General features: G+C 67.8%; 14 protein-coding genes. 9 read left to right on the top strand and 5 right to left on the bottom strand.

Annotated features, from left to right (window positions below; translation table 11 throughout):
• The first annotated feature begins 48 nt into the window (after window positions 1–48).
• Both dapA and CSC65_RS11250 read left to right on the top strand, forming a co-directional pair.
• Complete coding sequence (dapA, locus tag CSC65_RS11255) at window positions 49–957, top strand: 4-hydroxy-tetrahydrodipicolinate synthase (protein ID WP_162410669.1); 909 nt, start codon at window positions 49–51, stop codon at window positions 955–957.
• 23 nt (window positions 958–980) lie between these two features.
• Window positions 981–1505, top strand: a complete 525-nt coding sequence (locus CSC65_RS11250; RefSeq protein ID WP_162410668.1) for a hypothetical protein — start codon at window positions 981–983, stop codon at window positions 1503–1505.
• A 111-nt stretch (window positions 1506–1616) separates the two neighbouring features.
• On the opposite strand, the gene fdxA is transcribed toward CSC65_RS11250, so the two are convergent.
• The 5 genes from fdxA to CSC65_RS11225 all read right to left on the bottom strand — a co-directional run bounded on the left by fdxA (window position 1617) and on the right by CSC65_RS11225 (window position 5621).
• Window positions 1617–1940, bottom strand: coding sequence for a ferredoxin FdxA (fdxA, locus tag CSC65_RS11245; protein ID WP_162410667.1), 324 nt, complete (start codon window positions 1938–1940; stop codon window positions 1617–1619).
• Window positions 1941–2017: 77 nt separating this feature from the next.
• On the bottom strand, window positions 2018–2917 hold the full coding sequence (locus CSC65_RS11240; RefSeq protein ID WP_162410666.1) for a 2-dehydro-3-deoxygalactonokinase: 900 nt from the start codon (window positions 2915–2917) through the stop codon (window positions 2018–2020).
• The gene (locus CSC65_RS11235) at window positions 2914–3834 is read right to left on the bottom strand and encodes an SMP-30/gluconolactonase/LRE family protein (protein WP_162410665.1); all 921 of its coding nucleotides are present in this window, start codon (window positions 3832–3834) and stop codon (window positions 2914–2916) included. The genes CSC65_RS11240 and CSC65_RS11235 overlap by 4 nt, the downstream gene beginning before the upstream one ends.
• A 10-nt stretch (window positions 3835–3844) precedes the next feature.
• Entirely contained in the window at window positions 3845–4993 is a 1149-nt protein-coding gene (gene dgoD, locus CSC65_RS11230; RefSeq protein ID WP_162410664.1) for a galactonate dehydratase, read from the bottom strand.
• A gap of 10 nt (window positions 4994–5003) precedes the next feature.
• Complete coding sequence (locus CSC65_RS11225) at window positions 5004–5621, bottom strand: 2-dehydro-3-deoxy-6-phosphogalactonate aldolase (protein ID WP_162410742.1); 618 nt, start codon at window positions 5619–5621, stop codon at window positions 5004–5006.
• 324 nt (window positions 5622–5945) lie between these two features.
• Here CSC65_RS11225 and CSC65_RS11220 point away from each other — a divergent pair, with 324 nt between their 5' ends.
• The 7 genes from CSC65_RS11220 (at window position 5946) to CSC65_RS11190 (ending at window position 22553) form a co-directional block, all read left to right on the top strand.
• Window positions 5946–6944: a LysR substrate-binding domain-containing protein gene (locus CSC65_RS11220; protein ID WP_162410663.1), complete on the top strand. Its 999-nt coding sequence runs from the start codon at window positions 5946–5948 to the stop codon at window positions 6942–6944.
• Window positions 6945–7236: 292 nt separating this feature from the next.
• Window positions 7237–10317 carry a TonB-dependent receptor gene (locus CSC65_RS11215; RefSeq protein ID WP_238390369.1) on the top strand — a complete coding sequence of 1027 codons (3081 nt, stop codon included), beginning with the start codon at window positions 7237–7239 and terminating at the stop codon, window positions 10315–10317.
• A 322-nt stretch (window positions 10318–10639) separates the two neighbouring features.
• Window positions 10640–13609, top strand: a complete 2970-nt coding sequence (locus CSC65_RS11210; RefSeq protein ID WP_162410661.1) for a TonB-dependent receptor — start codon at window positions 10640–10642, stop codon at window positions 13607–13609.
• Between the two features lie 197 nt (window positions 13610–13806).
• A complete protein-coding gene (locus tag CSC65_RS11205) occupies window positions 13807–15990 on the top strand; it encodes a cellulase (protein WP_238390368.1) in 2184 nt (727 codons plus the stop codon).
• Window positions 15987–17933: a sialate O-acetylesterase gene (locus tag CSC65_RS11200; RefSeq protein WP_162410659.1), complete on the top strand. Its 1947-nt coding sequence runs from the start codon at window positions 15987–15989 to the stop codon at window positions 17931–17933. Before CSC65_RS11205 ends, CSC65_RS11200 begins: the two co-directional genes overlap by 4 nt.
• A 32-nt stretch (window positions 17934–17965) precedes the next feature.
• Window positions 17966–19663, top strand: coding sequence for a GH35 family beta-galactosidase (locus CSC65_RS11195; RefSeq protein WP_162410658.1), 1698 nt, complete (start codon window positions 17966–17968; stop codon window positions 19661–19663).
• Between the two features lie 43 nt (window positions 19664–19706).
• Entirely contained in the window at window positions 19707–22553 is a 2847-nt protein-coding gene (locus CSC65_RS11190) for a TIM-barrel domain-containing protein (RefSeq protein ID WP_238390367.1), read from the top strand.
• Window positions 22554–22556: the final 3 nt, after the last annotated feature.

Raw genomic sequence — 22556 nt, 5'->3', positions numbered from 1 at the left:
CGGCCTGCGCGACACGCGTGCGCCGCGGAAACCACAGCGAAACCTGCTTTGCATCCCACCGGCCTGATCACCGCGCTGGCGACCCCGTTCGACGAGGGCGGCGCACTGGACCTCGACGCCTGGCGCCGGCTGCTGGAGTGGCAGTTGGCCGCGGGCGCCGAAGCCGTGGTGGTCGCCGGGTCCACCGGCGAAGCCTCGATGCTCGAGCAGGCCGAATACGACACCCTGTTGCGCGTCGCGGTGGAGACCGTGGCCGGCCGCGTGCCGGTGCTCGCCGGGACCGGCCTGTCCGGCACTGCGCAGACCGTCGCACAGACTCGTCGTGCCGCTGCTGCCGGCGCCGACGTGGCGCTCGTGGTGACGCCGCCCTATGTGCGACCGACCCAGGACGGCCTGCTCGCGCACTACCGTGCCGTGGCCGAGGAGGGCGGGCTGCCGGTGGTGCTCTACAACGTGCCCGGGCGCACCAGCGGCGACCTGTTGCCCGCCACGGTGGCCGAACTGGCCTCGCACGAGCGCATCGTCGGGATCAAGGAAGCGGTCTCCGATCCGGTACGCGTGTCGGCGCTGGTCGCGCTGCGCGGTCCCGGTTTCCGCGTCCTGAGCGGCGACGACGGCAGCGCCCGCGAGGCGATGCTTGCCGGTGCCGACGGCCTGGTCTCGGTCGGATCGAACGTGGCTCCGGCGGCCTATCGGCGCCTGTGTGACCTGGCGCGCGGCGGCGACGCGGAGGCTGCCGGTGCATGGGACGGGCGGCTGGCCCCGCTCCACGAATTCTGCGGCGTCGAATCCAATCCGATCCCGGTCAAGGCCCTGCTGCGACGGCTGGGCTACGGCCAGGGCCTGCGCCTGCCCCTGCTGCCGCTCTCTGCGCGCCACCAGGACGAGGCCGATCGCATCCTCGCGCTGCTGCACCAACTCCAATCACACCCTGGCAGCGAATCGCTCGCGGCCTGATCCAGACACTTCCGGAGAACATGATGTCCAATACTCACCGCGTCGCCCGCGCCACCACGGCCGTGCTCTCGGCTTTCACCGTGGTCGCTTTGCTGGGTGGCTGCTCGTGGTTCAGCAAGGGCCCCAAGGGGGACTACGCCGTTGCCGCCGAGCAGCGTCCGCTGGAAGTGCCGCCGGACCTGAACCTGCCGGACACGTCCGGAGCGATGGCGTTGCCGCCGGTCGGCGGTACGCCGCGTCCGCAGGCTGCCCCGGCGGCCGCCCCGGCCGCGTCGCCGAGCGGCTTCACTGTCGCGGGGAGCCGTGACCAGGTGTTCGCCCAGGTCGGTACTGCGCTCGAAGGCATCGAAGGCCTGACCATCGCCAGCCGGGCGGAACTGCTGGGCACCTACGACGTCGGCTACCAGGGCGTGGATTTCCTGGTCCGCGTTGTCGCGGTGGAAGGCGGCGCCTACGTGTCCGCGGTCGATCCGCGTGGCCTGCCGTCCACCAGCGAACAGCCGCTCAAGGTGATCGCGGCGTTGCAGGCCGAACTGGCCAAGCGCTGACCCCACCCGCCGTTTTCGGCGGCGGCAAGACAAAGGCGCCCTCGGGCGCCTTTTGTTTTGTCCGGTCCCGCCGCCGGAGCAGCCGGCGTCTCGCGTCCCGTTGCCAGCCGCCTAGCGCTCCAGGAAGGGCAGCTTGTCGGGCTTGCCGTCCCAGTCCGCCGCATCGGCCATCGGCTCCTTGCGCACGGTGATCACCGGCCAGCCACGGGACAGCTCGGCGTTCAAGGCGACGAAGCCTTCCTGCCCTGCAGGCACGTCGTCTTCCGGATAGATCGCGTTGGCCGGGCACTCCGGCTCGCAAAGGGTGCAGTCGATGCACTCGTCCGGGTCGATCACCAGGAAGTTGGGACCTTCGTGGAAACAGTCGACCGGGCACACCTCCACGCAGTCGGTGTACTTGCACTTGATGCAGTTCTCGGTAACGACGAAGGGCATGGAGGCGGCCGTAGAACGGAAGAACAGGCGCGACATTCTAGTCCAGCGGCCGGCCCGCGTCGCCCCGCGTGCAGTGGTCAGGCCAGGCCGCGGGCCCTTGCCAGGCGGAACATCCCCGTCGCGGCGAGTTCTTCGGGGTGCCGATGGACGCCGACGCCGCGCTCCTGGAGCGCATGCGCGTAACGCTCGACCAGGGTTTCGCTGCCGACCAGGTGGACCGGCCCCGCGAAGCCGGCGAGTGCGGCCTGCAGTTCGTGCCCGACCAGCATTCCCGACAGGTAGGAGGCCAGCGCCTGCGGCTGGAAACGGCCGAACAGCAGCGCGGTGCGCACGCCGAACAGGTCATGGAGAAGGCCGCCGCCCGGATCGCGGCTGCAGGCCAGTCCGGCGTCGAACGCACCGGTGTCGAAGGCCGGCTCGCCCTCGGGCATGCCGCGCCCGAGGATGCTGTGCGAGCGCAGCAGCGCGTACAGCTCGCCGGTCATGGCGGTGGAAAGATGCGCGATCGCGCCGTCGCGCACCTGTACCCACTTGCTGTGGGTACCCGGCAGGCACAGCGTGTGCGCGCCTTTGCCCAGCAGGTCGACCAGGCCGGCGATCTGGGTCTCTTCGCCGCGCATGACGTCGCCGGCGGGCATGCTGCGGTCGGCCATGCCGGGCACGCACCACAGCGTGCGCTTGGCCAATGCAGGCGATTCGCGCGACGCGTCCAGCCGCAGCATGCCGGCGGCCAGCGCTCCAAGGTCGGCGGGGCATTGCACGTACGGCACTTCGATCCAGCCGCCGCGGGCGCCGACCATGCCGGCCATCACCACCAGAGGATCGTCCCAGTCGCCGATCAGCGCGCCCAGCACCCTGCCGAACCGGCCGTTGCAGGCGAGGGCACCTTCGTTGCCGCGGCGCCGCTCGAGCACGCCGCCCTCGCTGTCCAGGCGATAGGCGCGCAGGCTGCTGCCGCCCCAGTCGATCGCGATCATGGCAATGCCACGCGACTTTCGGGCAGGCCGCATGCGCGGCCGAGGGGTATCGCGTACAGGCTGCCGGACTCGGGGAAGGCCTCGCGTGCCGCGTCGTCCAGGCCCTGCGGCGAAGTGATCACGTACAGCGTGTCCAGGCCGGCTCCACCGATCGTGCAGCACGACGGCTGTGGCACCGGCACCGGGAAAACCCGGTCGATGTTCCCATCGGGCGCGTGGCGGACGACGCGGGCGCCTCCCCAGCGTGCGTTCCACAGCCCGCCCCCGGCATCCAGGGCCGAGCCGTCGGCGGCACCGCCCGCGGGATCGACCCGGGCGAACGGATGCGGCATGCCGGTCCATGCGGCGTCCGGTTCGTAGTCGCAGCGCTGGATCACGTCCTGCATCGAGTCGCAGAAGTAGAGCGTGCGTCCGTCGGGGGAAAAGCAGATCGAATTGGGGATCGCCGCGCCGGGCAGCGGCAACCTGCGCAGTCCATGCGCGGCGGAGTACTGGTAGAAATTCCCGATGGGCGATTTCTCCGGCGATTCGTCCATGGTCCCGAACACGAAGTTGCCATGGCGGTCAGCGCGGCCGTCATTGCTGCGCGTGCGCGGCTCGTTCGGTTCGACGTCAGCCAGGTGCGACAGGGCGAGCGTCGTGGCTTCCGCGCCGAGCGCCGCATCCAGGTCGGCGCGGAACATCGCCTTGGCCAGGACCAGCAGCAGTTCGCCGGAGGTGGCCAGGGCGATGCAGCCTGGCCGGTCGGGTAGCGACCAGTTGCGGGTGGCTCCGTCGGCTGGCGAGTGCATCCACAGCCGGGCGCCGTCGATGTCCACCCAGAAAAGCGCCTGGCGGCGCTCGCACCACAGCACGCCTTCGCCATGCGCGCAGCGCGAGGAGACGATCAGATGGGCGGCGGCGACAGGAGGGTCCATCGCTGACGTTCTACCACTCGGCGACGCTGCCGTCCGCATGGCGCCAGAGCGGATTGCGCCAGTCCGGTGGATTGGCGTGGGCGTGGCGCAGGCGTTCCTCGTCGATCTCCACGCCCAGGCCAGGCAGGGGCAGGGCGCGGATATCGCCGTTGTCGCAGGCGAAGTCGTCCCGGTTGACCACGTAGTCGAGCAGGTCGGCGCCCTGGTTGTAGTGGATGCCGATACTCTGTTCCTGCAGCACCGCGTTGTGCGCGACGAAGTCCACGTGTAGGCACGCGGCCAGCGCCACCGGTCCCAGCGGGCAATGGGGCGCCAGGGCGACGTCGTACGCCTCGGCCATCGCCGCGATCTTCAGGCATTCGGTGATGCCGCCGGCGTGCGACAGGTCCGGTTGCAGGATCGACACGCCGCCGGCCTCGAGCACGCGCTTGAACTCGAAGCGCGAATACATCCGTTCGCCGGCAGCCAGCGGGATCGCGCTGGCCGCGGCCAGGCGCGGGTAGTACTCGGCCTGCTCCGGGAGCACGGGTTCTTCGACGAACAGCGGCTTGTACGGTTCCAGTTCGCGCAGCAGCACGCGCGCCATCGGCGCACCGACCCGGCCGTGGAAATCGATGCCGAAGTCGACCGAATCCCCGAAGGCGTCGCGCACCGCGGCGACCTTGGCCAGCGCCGCATCGATCGCGCGCGGGCTGTCGACCAGGCGCATTTCCTCGGTACCGTTGAACTTGAAGGTGTCGAAGCCCTGCGCGCGATAGGCGCGGATCTGCTCGACCAGGTCGGCCGGGCGGTCGCCGCCGACCCAGCGGTAGGTCTTCATGCGGTCGCGGACCAGGCCGCCGAGCAGCTGGTACACCGGCACGCCCAGCGCCTTGCCCTTGATGTCCCACAGCGCCTGGTCGATGCCGGCGATGGCGCTCATCAGTACCGGACCGCCGCGATAGAAACCGCCGCGGTACAGCACCTGCCAGAGATCATTGATCCGCGCCGGATCACGGCCCACCAGGTACTCGCCGAGCTCGTGCACCGCGGCCTCGACCGTGCGCGCACGGCCTTCGACCACCGGCTCGCCCCAGCCGCTGATGCCTTCGTCGGTTTCGACCTTGACGAACAGCCAGCGTGGTGCGGCGTGGTAGGTGGTGAGTCCGCGGATTTTCATGGACAGGTCTTCATCGACGGTACCCGGTCTGGACCAGGCGGAATTCGCGGGCATTGGTGCGGGTGCGCTCGACCGGCTGGCCGGGGCGGTAGAGTTCGCCGCCGATGCCTGCGCCATTGCTGCCGGACGCGAGGAAATCGGTCAGCGTGAGCGGAGTGACGCCTCCGACCACGAACAGGGGGACCGCCGGCAGTACCGCGCGAAGTGCGCGCACGTGGCCGGGGCCGTAGGTGGAAGCGGGAAAAAGCTTGAGCATCTGCGCTCCGGCATCGACCGCGGCGAACGCTTCGCTGGCGGTGGCGAAACCCGCTACCACCTGCATGCCGGCTGCGACCGCATGCTTGATCAGCGCCGGATTGGTGTTGGGGGTCACCACGAATCGCGCGCCCAGGTGCTGCAGCGTATCCACCTCGGTGGGTCGCAACACGGTGCCGCCGCCGATCCAGGCACGGCCGCCGTACTCGCGCACGACCGCACCGATGCTCTGCGCCCAGTCCGGTGAGTTCAGCGGGATCTCGATCGCGTCGTAGCCTTCCTCGACCAGCGCGCCGACATGCGCGCCGGCTTCACCCGGGCCGATGCCGCGCAGGATGGCGATCAGCGGCAGGCGGAACGGGACGTGGGGCATGCGCCCCCCGGTAGCGGGGACCTCATTCATCGTGTGCCTCGTGATGGCGACGGCAGGGCGCGGCCACGACCGATGCTGGCCTGCGGCATGCGCAAGGGAGCGGGGGCGGTCCTGCCGCCCGCCAGGCGCGCGGCAATCCGCGCCGCCGGTGTAGTGGAACGTGCCATCGCCCTCCTCCCGGGCCGGTGGTCGCCCGGACTTGCAGGTGGGCCTGCGTGTCGCGGGTCAGTGGAGCGGCGTCAGCCTCGCTTGAGCAGTTATGTTGGGCAAATGAAATTTTCGCCGTAATCTATTCCGGGCCTGAATAGTTCTCTGGGAGGGGAAATGGGCAAGCCGACTGCCAACGCACACTGGTTCAACCCGTCGCGGCTGAAAACGCGGCATCTGCTGCTGTTGATGCACCTGGAGGAGCAGGGCTCGGTGCTGCGCGCCGCCGAGGCCGCGCGCATGACCCAACCGGCGGCCTCCAAGCTGCTGGCCGAGATGGAAGGGTTGCTCGGGGTGCCGCTGTTCGATCGCCACGCCCGCGGCGTCGAACCGACCTGGTACGGGCAGGTGCTGATCCGCCGCGCGCGCACCGCGCTGCTGGAGATCGGCCGCGCCCAGGAGGAGATCGCGGCGCTGCGCGACGGCCGCATGGGCCAGGCCTCGATCGGCACCGTGGTCAATCCGGGCACTAACCTGGTCCCGCAGGCGGTGGCCGCGGTCAAGCGCGAGTACCCGGACATCCTGGTCCGGATCGAGATGGACTACAGCCGGCCGCTGGTCACCAAGCTGCTGGATGGCCAGCTCGACCTGGTGATCGGCCGGATCATGGATCCGGAGGGCGGGGCGGACCTGGTGTTCGAGTCCCTGTCCGACGAACCGCATTCGGCGGTGGTGCGTACCGGCCATCCGCTGGACGGCCGCGCCCAGGTCAGGCACGAGGAACTGGCGCCTTACGGCTGGATCCTGCCGCCCCCCGACAGCGTGCTGCGGGCGCGGCTGGAGACCATGTTCCTCGAGCGCGGCCTGCTTGGCCCCCGCAACACGATCGAGACCTCCTCGCTGTCGGTGATGATCAACCTGCTGAGGGTCAGCGACCTGGTGACAGCGCTGCCGGTGGAGGCGGTCGCCCCGTACGTGCAGGCGCGCCAGCTTTCGGTCCTGCCGCTGGACCTGGGGGTGGGCATGGAGTCGTTCGGCATCATCCGCCGCCGGGGCCACCTGCTGTCGCCGGCGGCCGAACGGGTCCTGGAGGCGTTGCGGGCGACCGCGCAGCGGCTCTACGGCCTCAGCGAGGTATCTCCGGCCCCCCTTCCGGATATGTCGATTACCGGATAGGAGATCCTTCCCCTATCCGTTTTTTTCATTGGTGCCGCGTTGTCCACCGCACTAGCGTGAGGTCGGGGAGCGTGACCAGGGCGAGTACCGATTTTTTTTGATGTTCGCGTGGTAGCGCTACCACTGGCGACGAGGGGTCGCCGGTCCACTGACCAGCCGGTCTTCCGCAATTACCAGTCTCCTGGGGAGGGAACTGTCCATGACCCATCATCCGATCCGCGCCGTCCGGCGCGGCGCTGCTCCGCGTCTGACAAGCCGCATACACCATTCCGCTCTCGCGCTGGGCGTCGCCATGGCGCTGTCCGCCGGCGCGCTGCAAGCTCAGGAGACGGACCCGTCCTCCGGCGAGGCGGAGAAGCCGGAGGCCCGGGCCACCGAGCTCCAGACCGTGGAAGTGAAGGGCATCCGCGGCTCCGTGATGCGCGCCCAGGACATCAAGCGGGACGCCGCGCAGATCATCGACTCGGTCACCGCCGAGGACATCGGCGCGCTGCCGGACCGCTCGGTCACCGAGACCCTCAAGCGCGTCAGTGGCGTGACCGTTACCGGCTTCGCTGCACGTGACGATACCGACCACTTTTCCGCGGAAGGCAGCGGCGTGATGATCCGCGGCCTGACCTTCGTGCGTGGCGAACTGAACGGGCGCGACATCTTCAGCGCCGCCGGTGGCCGCGGCATCAGCTTCGAGGAAGTTTCGGCCGAACTGATGGCCGGCGTAGACGTCTACAAGAACCCGTCGGCCGAAATCATCGAAGGCGGCCTGGGCGGCACGGTCAACCTGCGCACGCGCAAGCCCTTCGACGAGCCGGGCCGCAAGATCGCCGGCAGCATCGATTACAACTACGGCGACAAGGCGAAGGATGCCAGGCCGTCGGCCTCGTTCCTCTTCAGCGACCGCTGGCAAACCGGCGTCGGCGAGGTCGGTGCACTGGCCAATGTTTTCTATTCCGAGCTGGCGACCCGTTCGGACGGCGTCCAGATCATGCCGTTCGACCGCCGCGGCCGTAAGCCGGCCGAGCAGACCGAAGGTTCGGACACCGACTGGGTCTACGACTGGGACCAGGGCTCGTGGCAGTCCTCCGAATCCCAGCGCGACGCATTGCTGGCTGGCACGGATCTGGACCAGGTGTTCGTGCCAGGTGGCGCGAACTGGCGGCGGACCGACTTCGAGCGTAAGCGCCAGGGCGGTGCGTTCGCCCTGCAGTGGAAGCCGAACGACAACACCGAGGTCTATACCCAGTTCATCACCTCGCAGTACGACATGAGCTGGCGCGAGCATTTCATGGAGTTCGGCGGTGCCTCGCAGAAGAACCAGCCCAACTGGAACGGCGATCCGGCCCACTTCAACCCGATCTACGCCGACGGCCTGGCCGACATGAGCAACAACCTGATCCCGGCAGTCGGCACCCAGTTCGTCTACGACAAGAACGGGCGCTTCGTCAGCGGCACCGTGCGCCAGGGCGGCTGGCTGGGCCAGCCCAGCGACCTGGACAACGGCAACCCCGGCGTCTACCAGGGCAACTCCGGCATCCAGTACATCAGCGGCAACCGCTTCAACGAGCAGACTTCGAAGACCACCGACTGGTCGACCGGCTTCCAGCACTTCATCACCGACAACCTGATCGTCCGCGGCGACTTCCAGTACGTGAAGGCCGAGAGCAGCAACGTCGATTTCTCGTTGCATGCCTCGACCCTGCTGCAGGACATGACCCTGGACCTGAGCGGCAAGTACCCGGAGATATCCGTCGGCAACCCGGCCACCGTCACCGACCAGAGCAACTACTTCTGGCGATCGGCCATGGACCACCTCGGCGAAAGCGAAGGCATCGAGCGCGCCGGCCGCGTCGACCTGGAATACACCTTCCAGGACAGCGACTGGCTGCAGTTCGTGCGCTTCGGTGCGCGCGTAGCGGACCGCGGCTACGACAACCAGTTCACCGGCTGGAACTGGGGCGTCATCAGCGACGACTGGAACAAGCTGACCGGAACGCCCGCCGATCCGACCCGCGCCAACGTGGCCTGGCTGGACCAGTTCTATTCCAGCGAGTCGACGCTGTACACGATGAAGGACTTCTTCGGCGGCAGGGCCAAGGTACCGACCAGCTTCTGGTCGCCGAAGGACAGCATGGTCGATATCGCCACCGTCGCCGGAACCCTGGGCCAGCTGCCCGGCGCGAGGTGGACCCCGATCGGTTTCGGCCCGGAGAGCACCAACACGCAGGACGAGCGGACCCAGGCCGGCTACGGCGTGCTGTACTTCGGCAACGATGCGCTTTCGAATCCGCTGGACGGCAACATCGGCGTGCGCGTGGTCAAGACCAGTGTCAATACCGTCGGCGGCGGGCTCATGCCCGACATGTCGAGCTGGGCCGACGTGGTGACCCAGGAAGTGCTGGACAAGTACGCCGGCCAGTCATTCACCTCCGACACCAGCAGCTCGTACACCGACGTACTGCCGAGCCTGAACCTGCGCATGCGCTTCGACCATGGCCTGCAGTGGCGCTTCGCCGCGTCCAAGGCGGTCGCCCGGCCGGAGTTTCGCCTGATGCAGGCATGGCTGCCGTTGTCGGCCAGCGCCTCGGCGTGCCAGCAGGCCCTCGATGACGGCCTGCGTACCGAGCTGTGCGGTCCGGCCGACCTGTCCTTCACCGGCAACGGCGGAAACCCGGAACTGAGGCCGATGCGGGCCACCCAGTTCGACACCGCGCTGGAATGGTACTTCGGCCCGGCCAACAGCCTGTACGCCACGTTCTTCTACAAGGATGTGAAGGACTACTTCGCCAACCAGGCGACCACCGAGGTCATCTTCGGCGACGAGTACCTGGTCACCCGTCCCCACAACCTGGACGAAGGCAAGATCCGCGGCTTCGAAGTGGGCTATTCGCAGTTCTTCAACTTCCTCCCGGGCATCGGCGTCCAGGCCAATTACACCTTCGTGGACAGCAGCGGCGGCACCAATGCCGCCGTCGGCGTGCCCAATGGAAGCGCCGCGCGCGCAGGTACGGTCGAGCTGCCGCTGGAAGGCCTGTCCGAGCACTCGTACAACCTCATCGGCATCTACGAGCAGGGCCGGGTATCGGCGCGACTGGCCTACAACTGGCGTTCGAAGTACCTGTTGACCAGCAGCGATGCGATTACCTTCCTGCCGACCTGGAACGACGACTACGGGCAGCTGGACGGCTCGTTCTTCTACAACATCAACAAGAACTTCCAGGTCGGCCTGCAGGTGAACAACCTGACCAACAGCATCACCAAGCTGCTGATCGGGCCGCGCAAGTACCTGCGTGACGGTTACGTCGACGACACGCTTTACACACGCTCCTGGTTCGAGAACGATCGCCGCTACTCGGCGGTGCTGCGCGCAAGCTGGTAAGGCGCCAGCAGGTGCCGGACAGGGCCCGCGCCGGGAGGCGCGGGCCCTTCTTTTTTCCGCCGGTCGCATCCACCTGCGAGGTATGACCTCCTAGTCGAGGCTGGACATGTACCCCGGTTGACATATTCCTCCACGGTATAGATTGCCCCGAATTCTTCATTGGCAATCCGTGACGCGGCGCGCCTAAGGTGGCCGCCGGGGCACAAGCCTGCAGGCATTCCCGGCGCAATCCACGGAATGACAGCGCTGGTCGCCCCGGACTGCCGGCTCCGGCCGGTTCACAACTCGAAGATTCGAATCAGTGTCCTGGGAGGGAACAGTGATGCCGAAACATCCGCACCGCGGCGGCGCCGTGTCGCGCCTGCCTGTCCATCTGGTCCGTTCGGCCCTGGCCCTGGGCATCGCCCTGGCCCTGCCGGTCGGCGTGCTCCACGCCCAGGAACAGAGCGCGGCCGACAGCGCCGCCACCGAAACCGAAACCGAAACGACCGAACTGGACGCCGTGCAGGTCCAGGGCATCCGCGCGAGCGTGATGCGCGCGCAGGACATCAAGCGCGATGCCGACACCTTCGTCGACTCGGTGACCTCGCAGGATATCGGCGCGCTGCCCGACCGCAGCGTCACCGAAACCCTGTCGCGCATCCCCGGCGTGACCATCGACCGCTTCCTGGCGGTGGGCGACCCGGAGCACTTCTCGGCCGAAGGCAACGGCGTGCAGGTCCGCGGCCTGACCCAGGTCCGTTCCGAGCTCAACGGCCGCGACAGCTTCTCCGCGTCGGGCGGCCGCGGCTTGAGCTTCCAGGACGTACCGTCGGAGCTGATGGCCGGCGTCGACGTGTACAAGAACCAGACCGCCGAGATGATCGAAGGTGGCCTGGGCGGCACCGTGAACCTGCGTACCCGCCTGCCGTTCGATTTCGAGGGCGAGAAGCTGGCGGCCAGCTTCAGCGTCAACAACGGCGACTTCGCCGACAAGACCAGCCCCTCGGCTTCGGTCCTGTACAGCAATCGCTGGAACACCGGTGCGGGCGACTTCGGCATCCTGGTCGACGTGGCCCGGTCGGACCTGGCGACCCGCACGGACGGCATGTTCGTGCGCCCGTTCTTCAACAACAGCAACGCCGACATCACCGGCGACGGCGTGAACGACGAAGCGTGGGTGCCGCGTGGCGCCGACTGGCGCACGCTGAACTACGACCGCAGGCGCTCGGGCGCGTACCTGGGCATGCAGTGGCGGCCCAACGACGACGTCGAGGTCGTCGCCACCGCGTTCCAGAGCACGTACAACGAACTCTGGAACGAAGACGCGATCTTCGTCGACAACGACCCGACCCAGGTCAGGATCGACACCACCCAGCCGTACGAGCTGGATGGCAACGTGTTCCGCTCCGGGCGCGTCATCCAGCCCGGTGGCGTGCCGATGGGCACGGACATCCGCGCGTCCAACCGCGACTCCAAGACCACCGACTTCTCGGCCGGCCTGACGTGGACGGTCAACGACAAGGTGGAGCTCTCGACCGACCTCCAGTACATCAAGGCCGACACCAAGAGCCTGGACTCCACGGTGGCCCTGGGCCTGCTGATGCCGTACATCGACGTCGACCTGACGAACGGCTTGCCGTCCATCGGCGTGGACCAGCAATTCACGTCGAACCCCGACAACTACTACTGGGGGTTCACGATGGACCACCAGGACGACAACGAAGCCGAGCAGGTAGCCTGGCGCGCGGATATCAAGTACAGCTTCGACAGCGGCTTCTTCCGTGCGATCAGGGGCGGCGTGCGCACGACCCGGCGCGATGCGACCAGCATCGACACCGGCTACAACTGGGCGGCGGCGATCCAGCCCTGGATGCAGTGGTGGCAGTTGCCCGGTGGCGTGCCGCTGCCTGGTCTGGACCTGAACAGCCAGGTCAATTCCAGCCTGACCCACTTCAACGAGTTCAAGAACTTCTACCGCGGTGACGCCAACACGCCGGGCGGGTTCTACGCGCCGATCCTGGCCACCGCGCTCGGCTATCCGGGCAGCTACCAGGCCATCCACGAGGCCGCCGAGGAGTACTACATCAATCCCGGTGGGTTCACGCCGTACAGCCCGGCGCTTCCGGGGCCGCAGCACACCAACGTGCAGGAAGAGTCCACCAACAGCGCCTACCTGATGCTCAACTTCGGCCTGGACGACGCGGCGTTCGACGGCAACGTCGGCGTGCGCGTGGTGCGTACCGAGAACTCGGCCAAGGGCTACGTGGTCTTTCCGAACCAGGCTTACGCGCCGTTCCTGGGAAGTGGCGAGTCCGAGCCGGTCTCCGCCGAGAACTCCTACACCGACGTGCTGCCCAGCCTGAACATGCGCTGGGAAGCGATCGAGAACGTGATCTTCCGTTTCGCCGCGTCCAAGGCCATCGCGCGTCCGAACTTCAGCGACATGCAGGCTTACCAGATCCTCAATGTCAGCCGCCGCGACTTCGATGACGCGGGCAATGCCTGTCCGGACGTGCCAGTGGTCTCGGTCGAGTGCCTCGACCTGACCGGCAGCTCCTACGACAACCCGTACCTGGAGCCGATGAAGGCCAACCAGTTCGACCTGTCCGCGGAGTGGTACTTCGATCCTGACCACGGTGGCATGGCCTGGGTGAACCTGTTCTACAAGGACATCAAGGACTACTTCCGCCGCCAGACGCAGGAGGTTCCGTTCCCGGGTGCGGACGGCAACACGTACGACTACCTGATCAGCCGTCCGGTGAACGTGGGCACGGCGAGCATCCGCGGTGCGGAACTGGGGTGGAACCAGTTCTTCGACTTCCTGCCGGCCCCCTTCGACGGCTTCGGCATGTCGGCCAACTACACCTACATCGACAGTGCCACCGAGGTGCCGAACAACATCGACGTGCAGCCGGTCGATACCGACGGCTCCACCTTCGACGACCTGCCGGCCGATGGCCTGTCGAAGAACGCGTTCAACGTCGCCGCGTTCTACGAGAAGGGCCCGTGGCAGGTCCGGCTCGCCTACAACTGGCGCAGCAAGTACCTGCTGTCGGTCGGGCCGAACGGCTACAACGGCAACAACAACAACATCGTCTGGAAGCTGCCGGTGTACAGCGACGACTACGGCCAGCTCGACGGCTCGGTCTTCTACCGGGTCAGCGACAACGTGCAGATCGGCCTGGAGATGAACAACCTCAACAACGCCGAGCAGCGCACGATCATGGACCAGAACGATGCGGGCAGCCGCACCACCTCCTGGTACGTCAACGACCGCCGTTACGCGGCGACCATCCGCCTGACGTTCTGATCGCGGTGCGGGAAGGGGGAGGTCATGCCTCCTCTTTCCCGCCCACGCTGTTTCCCGCCTGACGGAGAACGGAAGGCGCGGGGCGAGCGACGCCCCGCATGCCTGGCTGCCGAGAGTGTGCTTCCCGCATGACGCATCGGCTCGCTCTCCCAACGAGAGGACCGATGCACAGACTTCGACAGGTTTTCGCTCGTTGCATGCTCCTGCTGGTGCTCGCGCCTGCCATCGCCGGGGCCGCGGAAGGAACGACGCCGTACCGCTGGCGCAATGTCGCCATCGGCGGCGGCGGCTTCGTCACCGGAATCGAATTCCATCCCACCGAGCGGGACCTTGCCTATGCGCGCACCGATGTCGGCGGCGCCTACCGCTGGGATGCCGCGGCGCGGCGGTGGATTCCGCTGACCGACTGGATCGGCCACGCCGACGCCAACCTCATGGGTATCGAGAGCATCGCGATCGACCCGTCCGATCCCGGGCGTGTGTATCTGGCCGCCGGCACCTACACCCACGAGCGTGCGGGCAATGGCGCGATCCTGCGCTCGCTTGACCGCGGCGCGACCTTCGAGCGCCGCGACCTGCCGTTCAAGCTCGGTGGAAACGAGCTGGGCCGCGGCAACGGCGAACGGCTGGCGGTGGATCCGAACGACGGGCGCGTGCTGTTCCTGGGTTCGCGTGCGCACGGGTTGTGGCGCAGCGAAGACCATGGCGCGCGCTGGAAGCGCGTCGACGCGTTCCCGGCACTGGCCACCGCGGAGTCCGCCGGCGCCAGCAACTGGCGCAAGCAGTCGATCGGCATCGTCTTCGTCCAGTTCGATCCGGCCAGTGGAGCCGCGGGCGCGCCCACGCCGGTGATGTATGCCGCCGTTTCCAGCCGCGAGGGCGGACTGTTCCGTTCGCGCGACGCGGGCAGGACCTGGGAACCGGTCCCCGGCCAGCCCACCGGACTGCGCCCCAACCACATGGTCCGCGACGCGCGTGGTGACTTCCTGCTCAGCTACGGCGACGAGCCCGGTCCGGATCGCATGAACGACGGGGCCGTGTGGCGTTACTCGCCTGCCAGCGGTGCGTGGGCCGACATCACGCCCGTCGCGCAGTCGACCGACCTTGAGGGTGACGGTTTCGGTTGGGGCGCGGTGGCGGTGGATGCGCAGAACCCCGACGTGGTCGTGGCGACCACGTTCAACCGCTGGGCACCGCATGACGACATCTATCGCAGCACGGATGGGGGCAGGAGCTGGAGTCCGGTGTTCGAGCGATCCGAGTTCGACCATTCCGCTTCGCCGTGGACGGCGCAGGCCAAGCCGCACTGGATGGCCGACATCGAGATCGACCCGCACGATCCGGACCGGGTGCTGTTCGTCACCGGTTACGGGCTGTGGGCCTCGCGCGACATGTCCGCGCTGGACCGCGGCGGCACCGTGCACTGGATCTTCGACGATGCCGGCCTGGACGAGACCGTGCCGCTGGATCTCATCAGTCCGCCGGAAGGCGCGCCGCTGGTGAGCGGGCTGGGTGACATCGACGGGTTCCGCCATGACGACCTGACACGCACGACTACCCAGTTCGCCAGGCCGCCACGCTACAGCAACACCGAGAGCCTGGACTATGCCGGCCAGCAGCCTTCACTGCTGGTCCGCGCCGGCCACCTCCACCATCCGGATCCGGCGATAGTGCGCGCGGCGTACTCGCGCGACGGCGGCAGCACCTGGACCGCATTCACCCGCGAACCGCCGGCCAGCGAAGGCGAGGGCCGACTGGCCGTCGCCGTGTCGGCCGATGGCGGGCGCGTGATCTGGCAGGCCCACGGAGGGCCGCACTGGATCACCGACAACCACGGCGGTCGCTGGCAGAAGGTGCGGGGGCTGCCGACGAGCGCGGTATTCGCGGCCGACCGCTTCCAGCCGGCGTTGTGGTACGGCTTCGACCCGGTGTCGGGAAAGCTGTTTGTCAGCGGCGATGGCGGAGTGGCCTTCGAGGAGGCGGATGGTGGCGTCGGTGCGGTTGGCGACTGGTTCCGTGGCGAGCTCCTGCCGTCGCCGGAGAACACCGGCGTGGTGTACTTCGCCGCTTCCTGGCGCGGGTTGATGCGCTGGGGCGGAGGGCAGCTCGAACGCTTGCCGGGCGTGGAGAACACATTCGTCGCGGGCCTCGGTGCGCCGAAGCCAGGCAGCACCACGCCGGCTATCTTCGTGCACGGCCAGGTCGACGGTGCCGTTGGGCTATACCGTTCCGACGATGGCGGCCGCCACTGGCTGCGCATCGACGATGCGCAGCATCGCTTCGGAAAACCGCGCATGCTCACCGGCGACGCACGCGTGCACGGACGCGTCTACCTGGCCACCGGTGGCCGCGGCATCATCTACGGAGAACCGACCCCATGAAGTTCCGCGCCCTGCTGGCGACATTGGCACTGCTCGCGATCGCACCACTGGCTTCGGCGACCACCCCGTCGCTGGAACTCCCGCTGCTGTTCTCCGACGGTGCGGTGCTGCAGCGCGACCGCCCCCTGCCGGTCTGGGGACAGGCGAAGCCGGGCGAACGGGTGGAGGTGCAGTTCGACGGCCGCAAGGCACAGGCCACGGCCGGCGCCAACGGCCACTGGAGCGTTCAGTTGCCTGCGCATGTCGCGGGTGGGCCGTATGAGCTGCTTGTGCGCGCGGGTGCGGAAGAGCGGCGCGTGCGCGACGTGCTGGTCGGCGAGGTCTGGCTGGCGTCCGGGCAATCGAACATGGAATGGCCGGTCGCGCAGACCCTGCATGCACAGGAAGACGTGGCCGAAGCCGGTGATGCCTCGCTGCGCCATTTCAAGATTCCGAAGTCCTGGGCGGAGACGCCGCAGGCGCAACTGCAGGGTGGCGCGTGGCAGGCCGCTTCACCGGCGACGGTGGGGCAGTTCTCGGCCGTGGGCTACACCTTTGCGCGCGAACTGCGCCGGGTGCTGGGCGTGCCGGTCGGAATCATCGACAGCACCTGGGGTGGAAGTTCGATCGAGGCGTGGATGGATGCCTCGATGCTTGGCCTGGACGCCGCAGCGCTGGAGGCCAAGATGCGCGAGCGTCGGGCGGTCGATGCCCGGAGCGAAGCCGCTACGCGTGCACGGCTGGTCGGCTGGACGGCCACGGACCCGGCGTCGGAAGCCTTCGCCGCCGCGCAGCTCGACGACAGCGGCTGGAGTCCGATCCGCGTGCCGTCCGTCTGGGAGACCCAGGGTTTTGCCGGCATGGACGGGGTGGCGTGGTACCGCACGACATTCGAGCTGAGCGCACGCGAGGCCGCGTCCGGTGTCGTCCTTGGCCTGGGCCAGATCGACGATACCGACACGACCTGGGTCAACGGCCAGCGCGTGGGGGGTGTCAGCAACGGTTACAACGTGCCGCGCGAGTACCGCGTTCCTGCCGCGGCACTGCGCCCGGGCTTGAACATCATCGCCGTGCGCGTCCAGGACGATGGCGGTGGTGGCGGCATCGCCGGCAGCGCGAAGGAGATATGGGTGGAACCGGTCGGCGGCCAGCGCCGCAGCCTGGCCGGCGACTGGCTTTTCCGCACCGCCACGGTGACGGTGTCGACCTCCGGCGACAAGAACCAGGTCGATACGTTGCTCTATAACGCGATGATCCATCCGCTGCTGCCGTATCCACTGGCCGGCGTGATCTGGTACCAGGGCGAAACCAACGCCAGCGAAGAAGGCGCTTACCGCTATCGCGACCAGTTCAAGACCCTGATCGAGGGTTGGCGCGGTCACTGGCAGACGCCTGCGATGCCGTTCCTGTGGGCGCAGCTGGCCGCGTTCCATTCCGGGGACGACCGGCTCGATGCGCGCGGCGTCGTTATCGAAAGCCCGTGGGCAACCTTGCGCGAGTCGCAGTCGGCGGCTTTGGCGCTGCCGGCCACCGGGCAGGCGGTACTCATCGATGTAGGCGCGGCTGACGACATCCATCCGCGCGACAAGCGCACCGTCGGCCAGCGCCTCTCGCGTGCGGCGCGGCACGTGGCATACCGCGATGAGGCGGTTGTCCATCAAGGGCCGGCATTCCGCCAGGCCCGCGCCGGGGACGGCACGCTGGTTCTGGAATTCGACGCTGACGGCGACATTCTCGCCGCGCGTGGCGGCGGCGCTGCGCTGCAGGGCTTCGAGGTGGCGGGTGCCGACGGCCGGTTCCATCCGGCCCAGGTCCGCATCGAGCGGCACACGGTGGTAGTACGCAGCGATGCCGTGCCGAAACCGCAAGTCGCACGCTACGCCTGGAGCGACAATCCGGCGCAGGCCGACCTGGTGGGGCGCGATGGACTCCCGGCGTCGCCATTCCGCACCCGCGAATGGTGAGGCACGCACATGCACATGAAGGGGACAGGCTGATGAGGAAACGCACGATGCGCGGCTGGCACCTGCTGGTGGCCGGAATGCTGGTATTGCTGGTGGCCTGTGGCCGTGGCCCGGCCAGCGGCGAAGTGGCCCCGGCCGGAGAAGACGCCGGCAGCGGAAAGGCCAAGACCGCTGCGCCAGCACGCGATGGCGAGGCACCGATCCCCGAGATCGTCACCCGCGACGGCCGCCATGCGCTTCTCGTCGACGGCAAGCCGTTCCTGATCCTCGGCGCGCAGGTCAACAATTCCAGCAACTGGCCCAAGGCGCTGGACAAGGTGTGGCCGGCGATCGAGGTGCTCAAGCCGAACACGGTGATGGTGCCGGTGGCGTGGGAGCAGATCGAAGCCGAAGAAGGCAAGTTCGACTTCTCCTTCGTCGACGAACTGCTCAAGCAGGCGCGCGAGCATGACCAGCGCCTGATCCTGCTCTGGTTCGCCAGCTGGAAGAACAACGGGCCCAACTACGCGCCCAAGTGGGTGAAGCTGGACAACGAACGCTTCCCGCGCGTGATCACCGCCGATGGCCGCACGCTCAATTCGCTGTCGCCGCACGGACAAGCCACGCTTGACGCCGACCGCAAGGCGTTCGTCGAGCTGATGAAGCACCTCAAGGCAGTCGATCCGCAGCGCACCGTGATCATGGTCCAGCCGCAGAACGAGCCGGGGACCTATGGTGGCGTGCGCGACTTTTCGCCGCTGGCGCAGAGGGTATTCGAGGGCCCGGTGCCGGACGCCCTGCTGCAGAAGCTCGGCAAGTCGCCCGGGACCTGGAGTGAAGTGTTCGGGACCGATGCCGACGAGTTCTTCCACGCCTGGCATATCGCGCACTTCATCGACCAGGTCGCGGCCGCGGGCAAGGAAGCCTATCCGTTGCCGATGCTGGTCAATGCGGCATTGCGCGGGCCGTTCAATCCCGGCCAGCCGGGCCAGTACGCCAGCGGCGGTCCGACCGACAACGTGATCGACGTGTACAAGGCCGCCGCGCCGCACATCGACCTGCTGGCGCCGGACATCTACATGCCGGAATACCTGCTGTACACCACGGTGCTCGACCGCTACTCGCGGCCGGACAATCCGCTGTTCGTGGCCGAGACCGGCAACCGCGCCGAGTATCCGCGCTACCTGTTCTCGGCACTGGGCAAGCAGGCGATCGGCTGGTCGCCGTTCGGCATCGATTTCTCGCGCTACTCGAACTATCCGCTGGGCGCCCGGCATGTGGACGAGAAGGCGCTGGAGTCGTTCGCGCTGAACTACCAGATGCTCGGCCCGGCCGCGCGGGTGATCGCCCAGGCCAGCTTCGAGGGCAAGGTCCGTGGCACCGCCGAAGAGCCGGGCCAGGCGGTGCAGACGCTGAAGATCGACGATCGCTGGAACATGACCGTGACCTACGGGGTGCCGCAGTTCTGGTTCCAGGGCGAACCGCCCGGAAATCCGGAGCCGATCGGGCGCGCGCTGGTGGTGCAGCTGGGGCCGGACGAGTTCCTGGTCACCGGTGCGCATGCCAGGATCAACATCGACGCGGCCGACCCGGCGGTGGCTGCGCGCCAGATCTACGAGTACGTGGACGAGGGCACCTACGAGAACGGCGAGTGGGTGTTCCATCGCCGCTGGAACGGCGACCAGACCGACTACGGTCTCAATTTCTCCAGTGTTCCGCAGTTGCTGCGGGTGAAGCTGGCGACCTACTGATTTACCGATGAAGGCGTCCGCGGGCGCCGAGAGGAGGAGTGCGATGAGGGGACAGATGAAGCCGGTCCGGCTGGCGATGATCATGGTGGGGCTGCTGCCGCTTGCAGCGGTTGCGCAGACGGTCGAGCGTCAGGCTGATGGCGTGATCGTGCGCCTGGCCGATCCGAACGCCGCTGACGTGCGCGTGCAACTGGTGAGCGACCGCATCGTGCGCGTCAGCGCCGACACCGACGGCGACTTCGCGCGCAGCCGCAGCCTGATGCGCGTGCCGGTCGAGGGTACGCCGAAGTTCGAGGTCAGCCAGACCGCCGACGGGGTACGCGTGAGCGCGTCCGGCATCGCCGCCGAAGTGGCGCTGGCCGATGGCCGGGTCAGTTTCTTCGACGGCCAGGGCAAGCCGCTGGTGCAGGAAGTCGCGGGCGGCCGCAGCTTCACGCGGTTCGAGGTCGAGGGCCGCAAGCTCGAGAGCGTGCGCCAGCGCTTCGTGTCGCCCGACGACGAGTCCTTCTATGGCACCGGCCTGCACCAGCAGGGCTGGATGGACCTGAAGGGCCGCGACGTCGAACTGCTCCAGCACAACATCGACAACGCGATCCCGTTCGTCCAGTCCAGCCGCCATTACGGCATCCTCTGGGACAACAATTCGATCACCCGCTTCGGCGACCCACGCGGCCTGCGTCCGCTGGGCGAGACCCTGGTGCTGCGTGATGCCAAGGGCAAGCTCGGTGCGCTGACCGCGCGCTATTCCATCGACGGCAAGGAGAAGGTGTCCCGCCGCGAGAGCCAGATCAACTACCAGTACATCAAGGACCTCAAGGGCCTGCCGAAGGCCGGCTGGAATACCGCCCAGGGCGGACGCACGCAGGTGGTGTGGGAAGGCACGATCGAGGCGCAGACCGCCGGTCGCCACACCTTCTCGATGTACAACAGCGAGTACGCCAAGGTCTATGTCGACGGGAAACTCGTCATCGACCGCTGGCGGCAGAACTGGAATCCCTGGCACCACGAGTTCGCGCTGGACATGCAGCCCGGCGTCAAGCGCGACATCCGCGTGGAGTGGGACGCGATCGATCCCGCATACATCGCTCTGCTGCACCGCGACCCGCTGCCGGCGGCCGAGGCCAAGGACCTGTCGATCTGGTCCGAGGCCGGGCAGATGATCGACTACTACGTGGTCGCCGGCGACAACGGCGACGACCTGATCGCCGGCTACCGCCAGCTGACCGGCAAGGCGGTGATCCTGCCGAAGTGGTCGTACGGCTTCTGGCAGAGCCGCGAGCGCTACAAGACCCAGGCCGAGCTGACAGGCGCGCTGGACGAATACCGCCGCCGCAAGCTGCCGATCGACGCGATCGTGCTGGACTGGTCGTACTGGCCGCAGGATGCCTGGGGCTCGCACGATTTCGACAAGGACAACTTCCCCGATCCGGACGGCATGGTGAAGCACGTCCACGACCAGCACGCGCAGATCATGATCTCGGTGTGGCCGAAGTTCTATCCGACCACGGCCAACTACAAGGAACTCGACGCGGCCGGGCACATGTACCACCGCAACGTCGAGGTCGGCGAGCTGGACTGGATCGGCAAGGGCTACCTGAACTCCTTCTACGATCCCTACGCCAAGGAAGCCCAGGACATCTTCTGGCGCCAGGTCAACGAGAAGCTCAACAGCAAGGGCTTCGACGCCTGGTGGCTGGACGCGTCCGAGCCGGACCTGCACAGCAACATCGACATCGGCGAGCGCAAGGCGCGGACCACGTCGACCGCGTTCGGCCCGTCGATCGAATACTTCAACTCGTATCCGCTGGTGCATTCGGAAGGCGTGTATCGCGGTTCGCGCGAAGTCGATCCGGACAAGCGCGTGTTCATCCTGTCGCGCGCGTTCTTCGCGGGCCAGCAGCGTGCCGCGTCCGCGTTCTGGAGCGGCGACATCGTGCCGCGCTGGGACGACATGCGCGAGCAGATCTCCGGCTTGGTCAACGCGTCGATGGCCGGCGCGCCGAACGTGAGCTTCGATATCGGCGGCTTCTCGCCGGAGAAGCGCTACGAGACCCAGGACCCGGCGCACCTGGCCGAGTGGCGCGAGCTGAGCCTGCGCTGGTTCCAGTATGGGGCGTTCGTGCCGGTGTTCCGTCTGCACGGGCAGTTCCCGTATCGCGAGATCTGGGAGATCGCGCCGGAAGGCACGCCGCATTACGACAGCTTCGTCCACTACCTGAAGCTGCGCTATTCGATGCTGCCGTACATCTACACCCTGGCGGCCGACACCTGGCACAAGGACGGCACGATCCTGCGCACGATGTCGATGGACTTCCCGGACGACATGAAGGCGCGCGGCATCGCCGACCAGTACCTGTTCGGTCCGGCTTTCCTGGTCGCGCCGGTGGCGTCGTTCAAATCCACCAGCCGCCCGGTGTACCTGCCGGCCGGCAGCAGCTGGATCGACTTCGAGACGGGCAAGCGCCACGAGGGCGGGCAGACCATCGAAGCCGCCGCGCCGCTGCAGCGCATGCCGCTGTTCGTGCGCGCCGGTTCGATCGTGCCGCGCACGGTGGTCCAGCAGTACGTCGACGAGCAGCCCGGCGCGCCGCTGACCATCGACGTCTATACCGGTGCCGACGGCAGCTTCTCGCTGTACGAGGACGAAGGTCGCAACTACGGTTACGAGCGCGGCGAGTCCAGCCGCATCCCGCTGGCATGGAACGAGAAGAGCGGCGAGCTGGTGATCGGTGCGCGCCAGGGCACGTTCCCGGGCATGCAGCAGCAGCGCGAGATCCGGGTGCGCTGGATCGATGGCCCGCGCGACGATGCCGGAGCGGTGGAGCCCAAGGCCGACCGCACGGTCCGCTACACGGGCAAGGCCGTCACGGTCCGCCGTCCGCGCGGGTGAGGT

Source organism: Pseudoxanthomonas daejeonensis (genome assembly GCF_010093205.1).
GTDB classification, from domain to species: domain Bacteria; phylum Pseudomonadota; class Gammaproteobacteria; order Xanthomonadales; family Xanthomonadaceae; genus Pseudoxanthomonas; species Pseudoxanthomonas daejeonensis.
The sequence above is the reverse complement of the archived record's forward strand: the minus strand, read 5'-3'. Positions and strand labels throughout refer to the sequence as shown.

Coding starts and splice junctions, on each gene's coding strand:
- CSC65_RS11205 (WP_238390368.1), top strand. CDS start 13,807: ATGCTCCTGCTGGTGCTCGCGCCTGCCATCGCCGGGGCCGCGGAAGGA.
- CSC65_RS11235 (WP_162410665.1), bottom strand. CDS start 3,834: ATGGACCCTCCTGTCGCCGCCGCCCATCTGATCGTCTCCTCGCGCTGC.
- CSC65_RS11200 (WP_162410659.1), top strand. CDS start 15,987: ATGAAGTTCCGCGCCCTGCTGGCGACATTGGCACTGCTCGCGATCGCA.
- CSC65_RS11195 (WP_162410658.1), top strand. CDS start 17,966: ATGAGGAAACGCACGATGCGCGGCTGGCACCTGCTGGTGGCCGGAATG.
- CSC65_RS11240 (WP_162410666.1), bottom strand. CDS start 2,917: ATGATCGCGATCGACTGGGGCGGCAGCAGCCTGCGCGCCTATCGCCTG.
- CSC65_RS11220 (WP_162410663.1), top strand. CDS start 5,946: ATGGGCAAGCCGACTGCCAACGCACACTGGTTCAACCCGTCGCGGCTG.
- fdxA (WP_162410667.1), bottom strand. CDS start 1,940: ATGCCCTTCGTCGTTACCGAGAACTGCATCAAGTGCAAGTACACCGAC.
- CSC65_RS11190 (WP_238390367.1), top strand. CDS start 19,707: ATGAGGGGACAGATGAAGCCGGTCCGGCTGGCGATGATCATGGTGGGG.
- CSC65_RS11225 (WP_162410742.1), bottom strand. CDS start 5,621: ATGCCCCACGTCCCGTTCCGCCTGCCGCTGATCGCCATCCTGCGCGGC.
- CSC65_RS11210 (WP_162410661.1), top strand. CDS start 10,640: ATGCCGAAACATCCGCACCGCGGCGGCGCCGTGTCGCGCCTGCCTGTC.
- CSC65_RS11250 (WP_162410668.1), top strand. CDS start 981: ATGTCCAATACTCACCGCGTCGCCCGCGCCACCACGGCCGTGCTCTCG.
- CSC65_RS11215 (WP_238390369.1), top strand. CDS start 7,237: ATGGCGCTGTCCGCCGGCGCGCTGCAAGCTCAGGAGACGGACCCGTCC.
- dgoD (WP_162410664.1), bottom strand. CDS start 4,993: ATGAAAATCCGCGGACTCACCACCTACCACGCCGCACCACGCTGGCTG.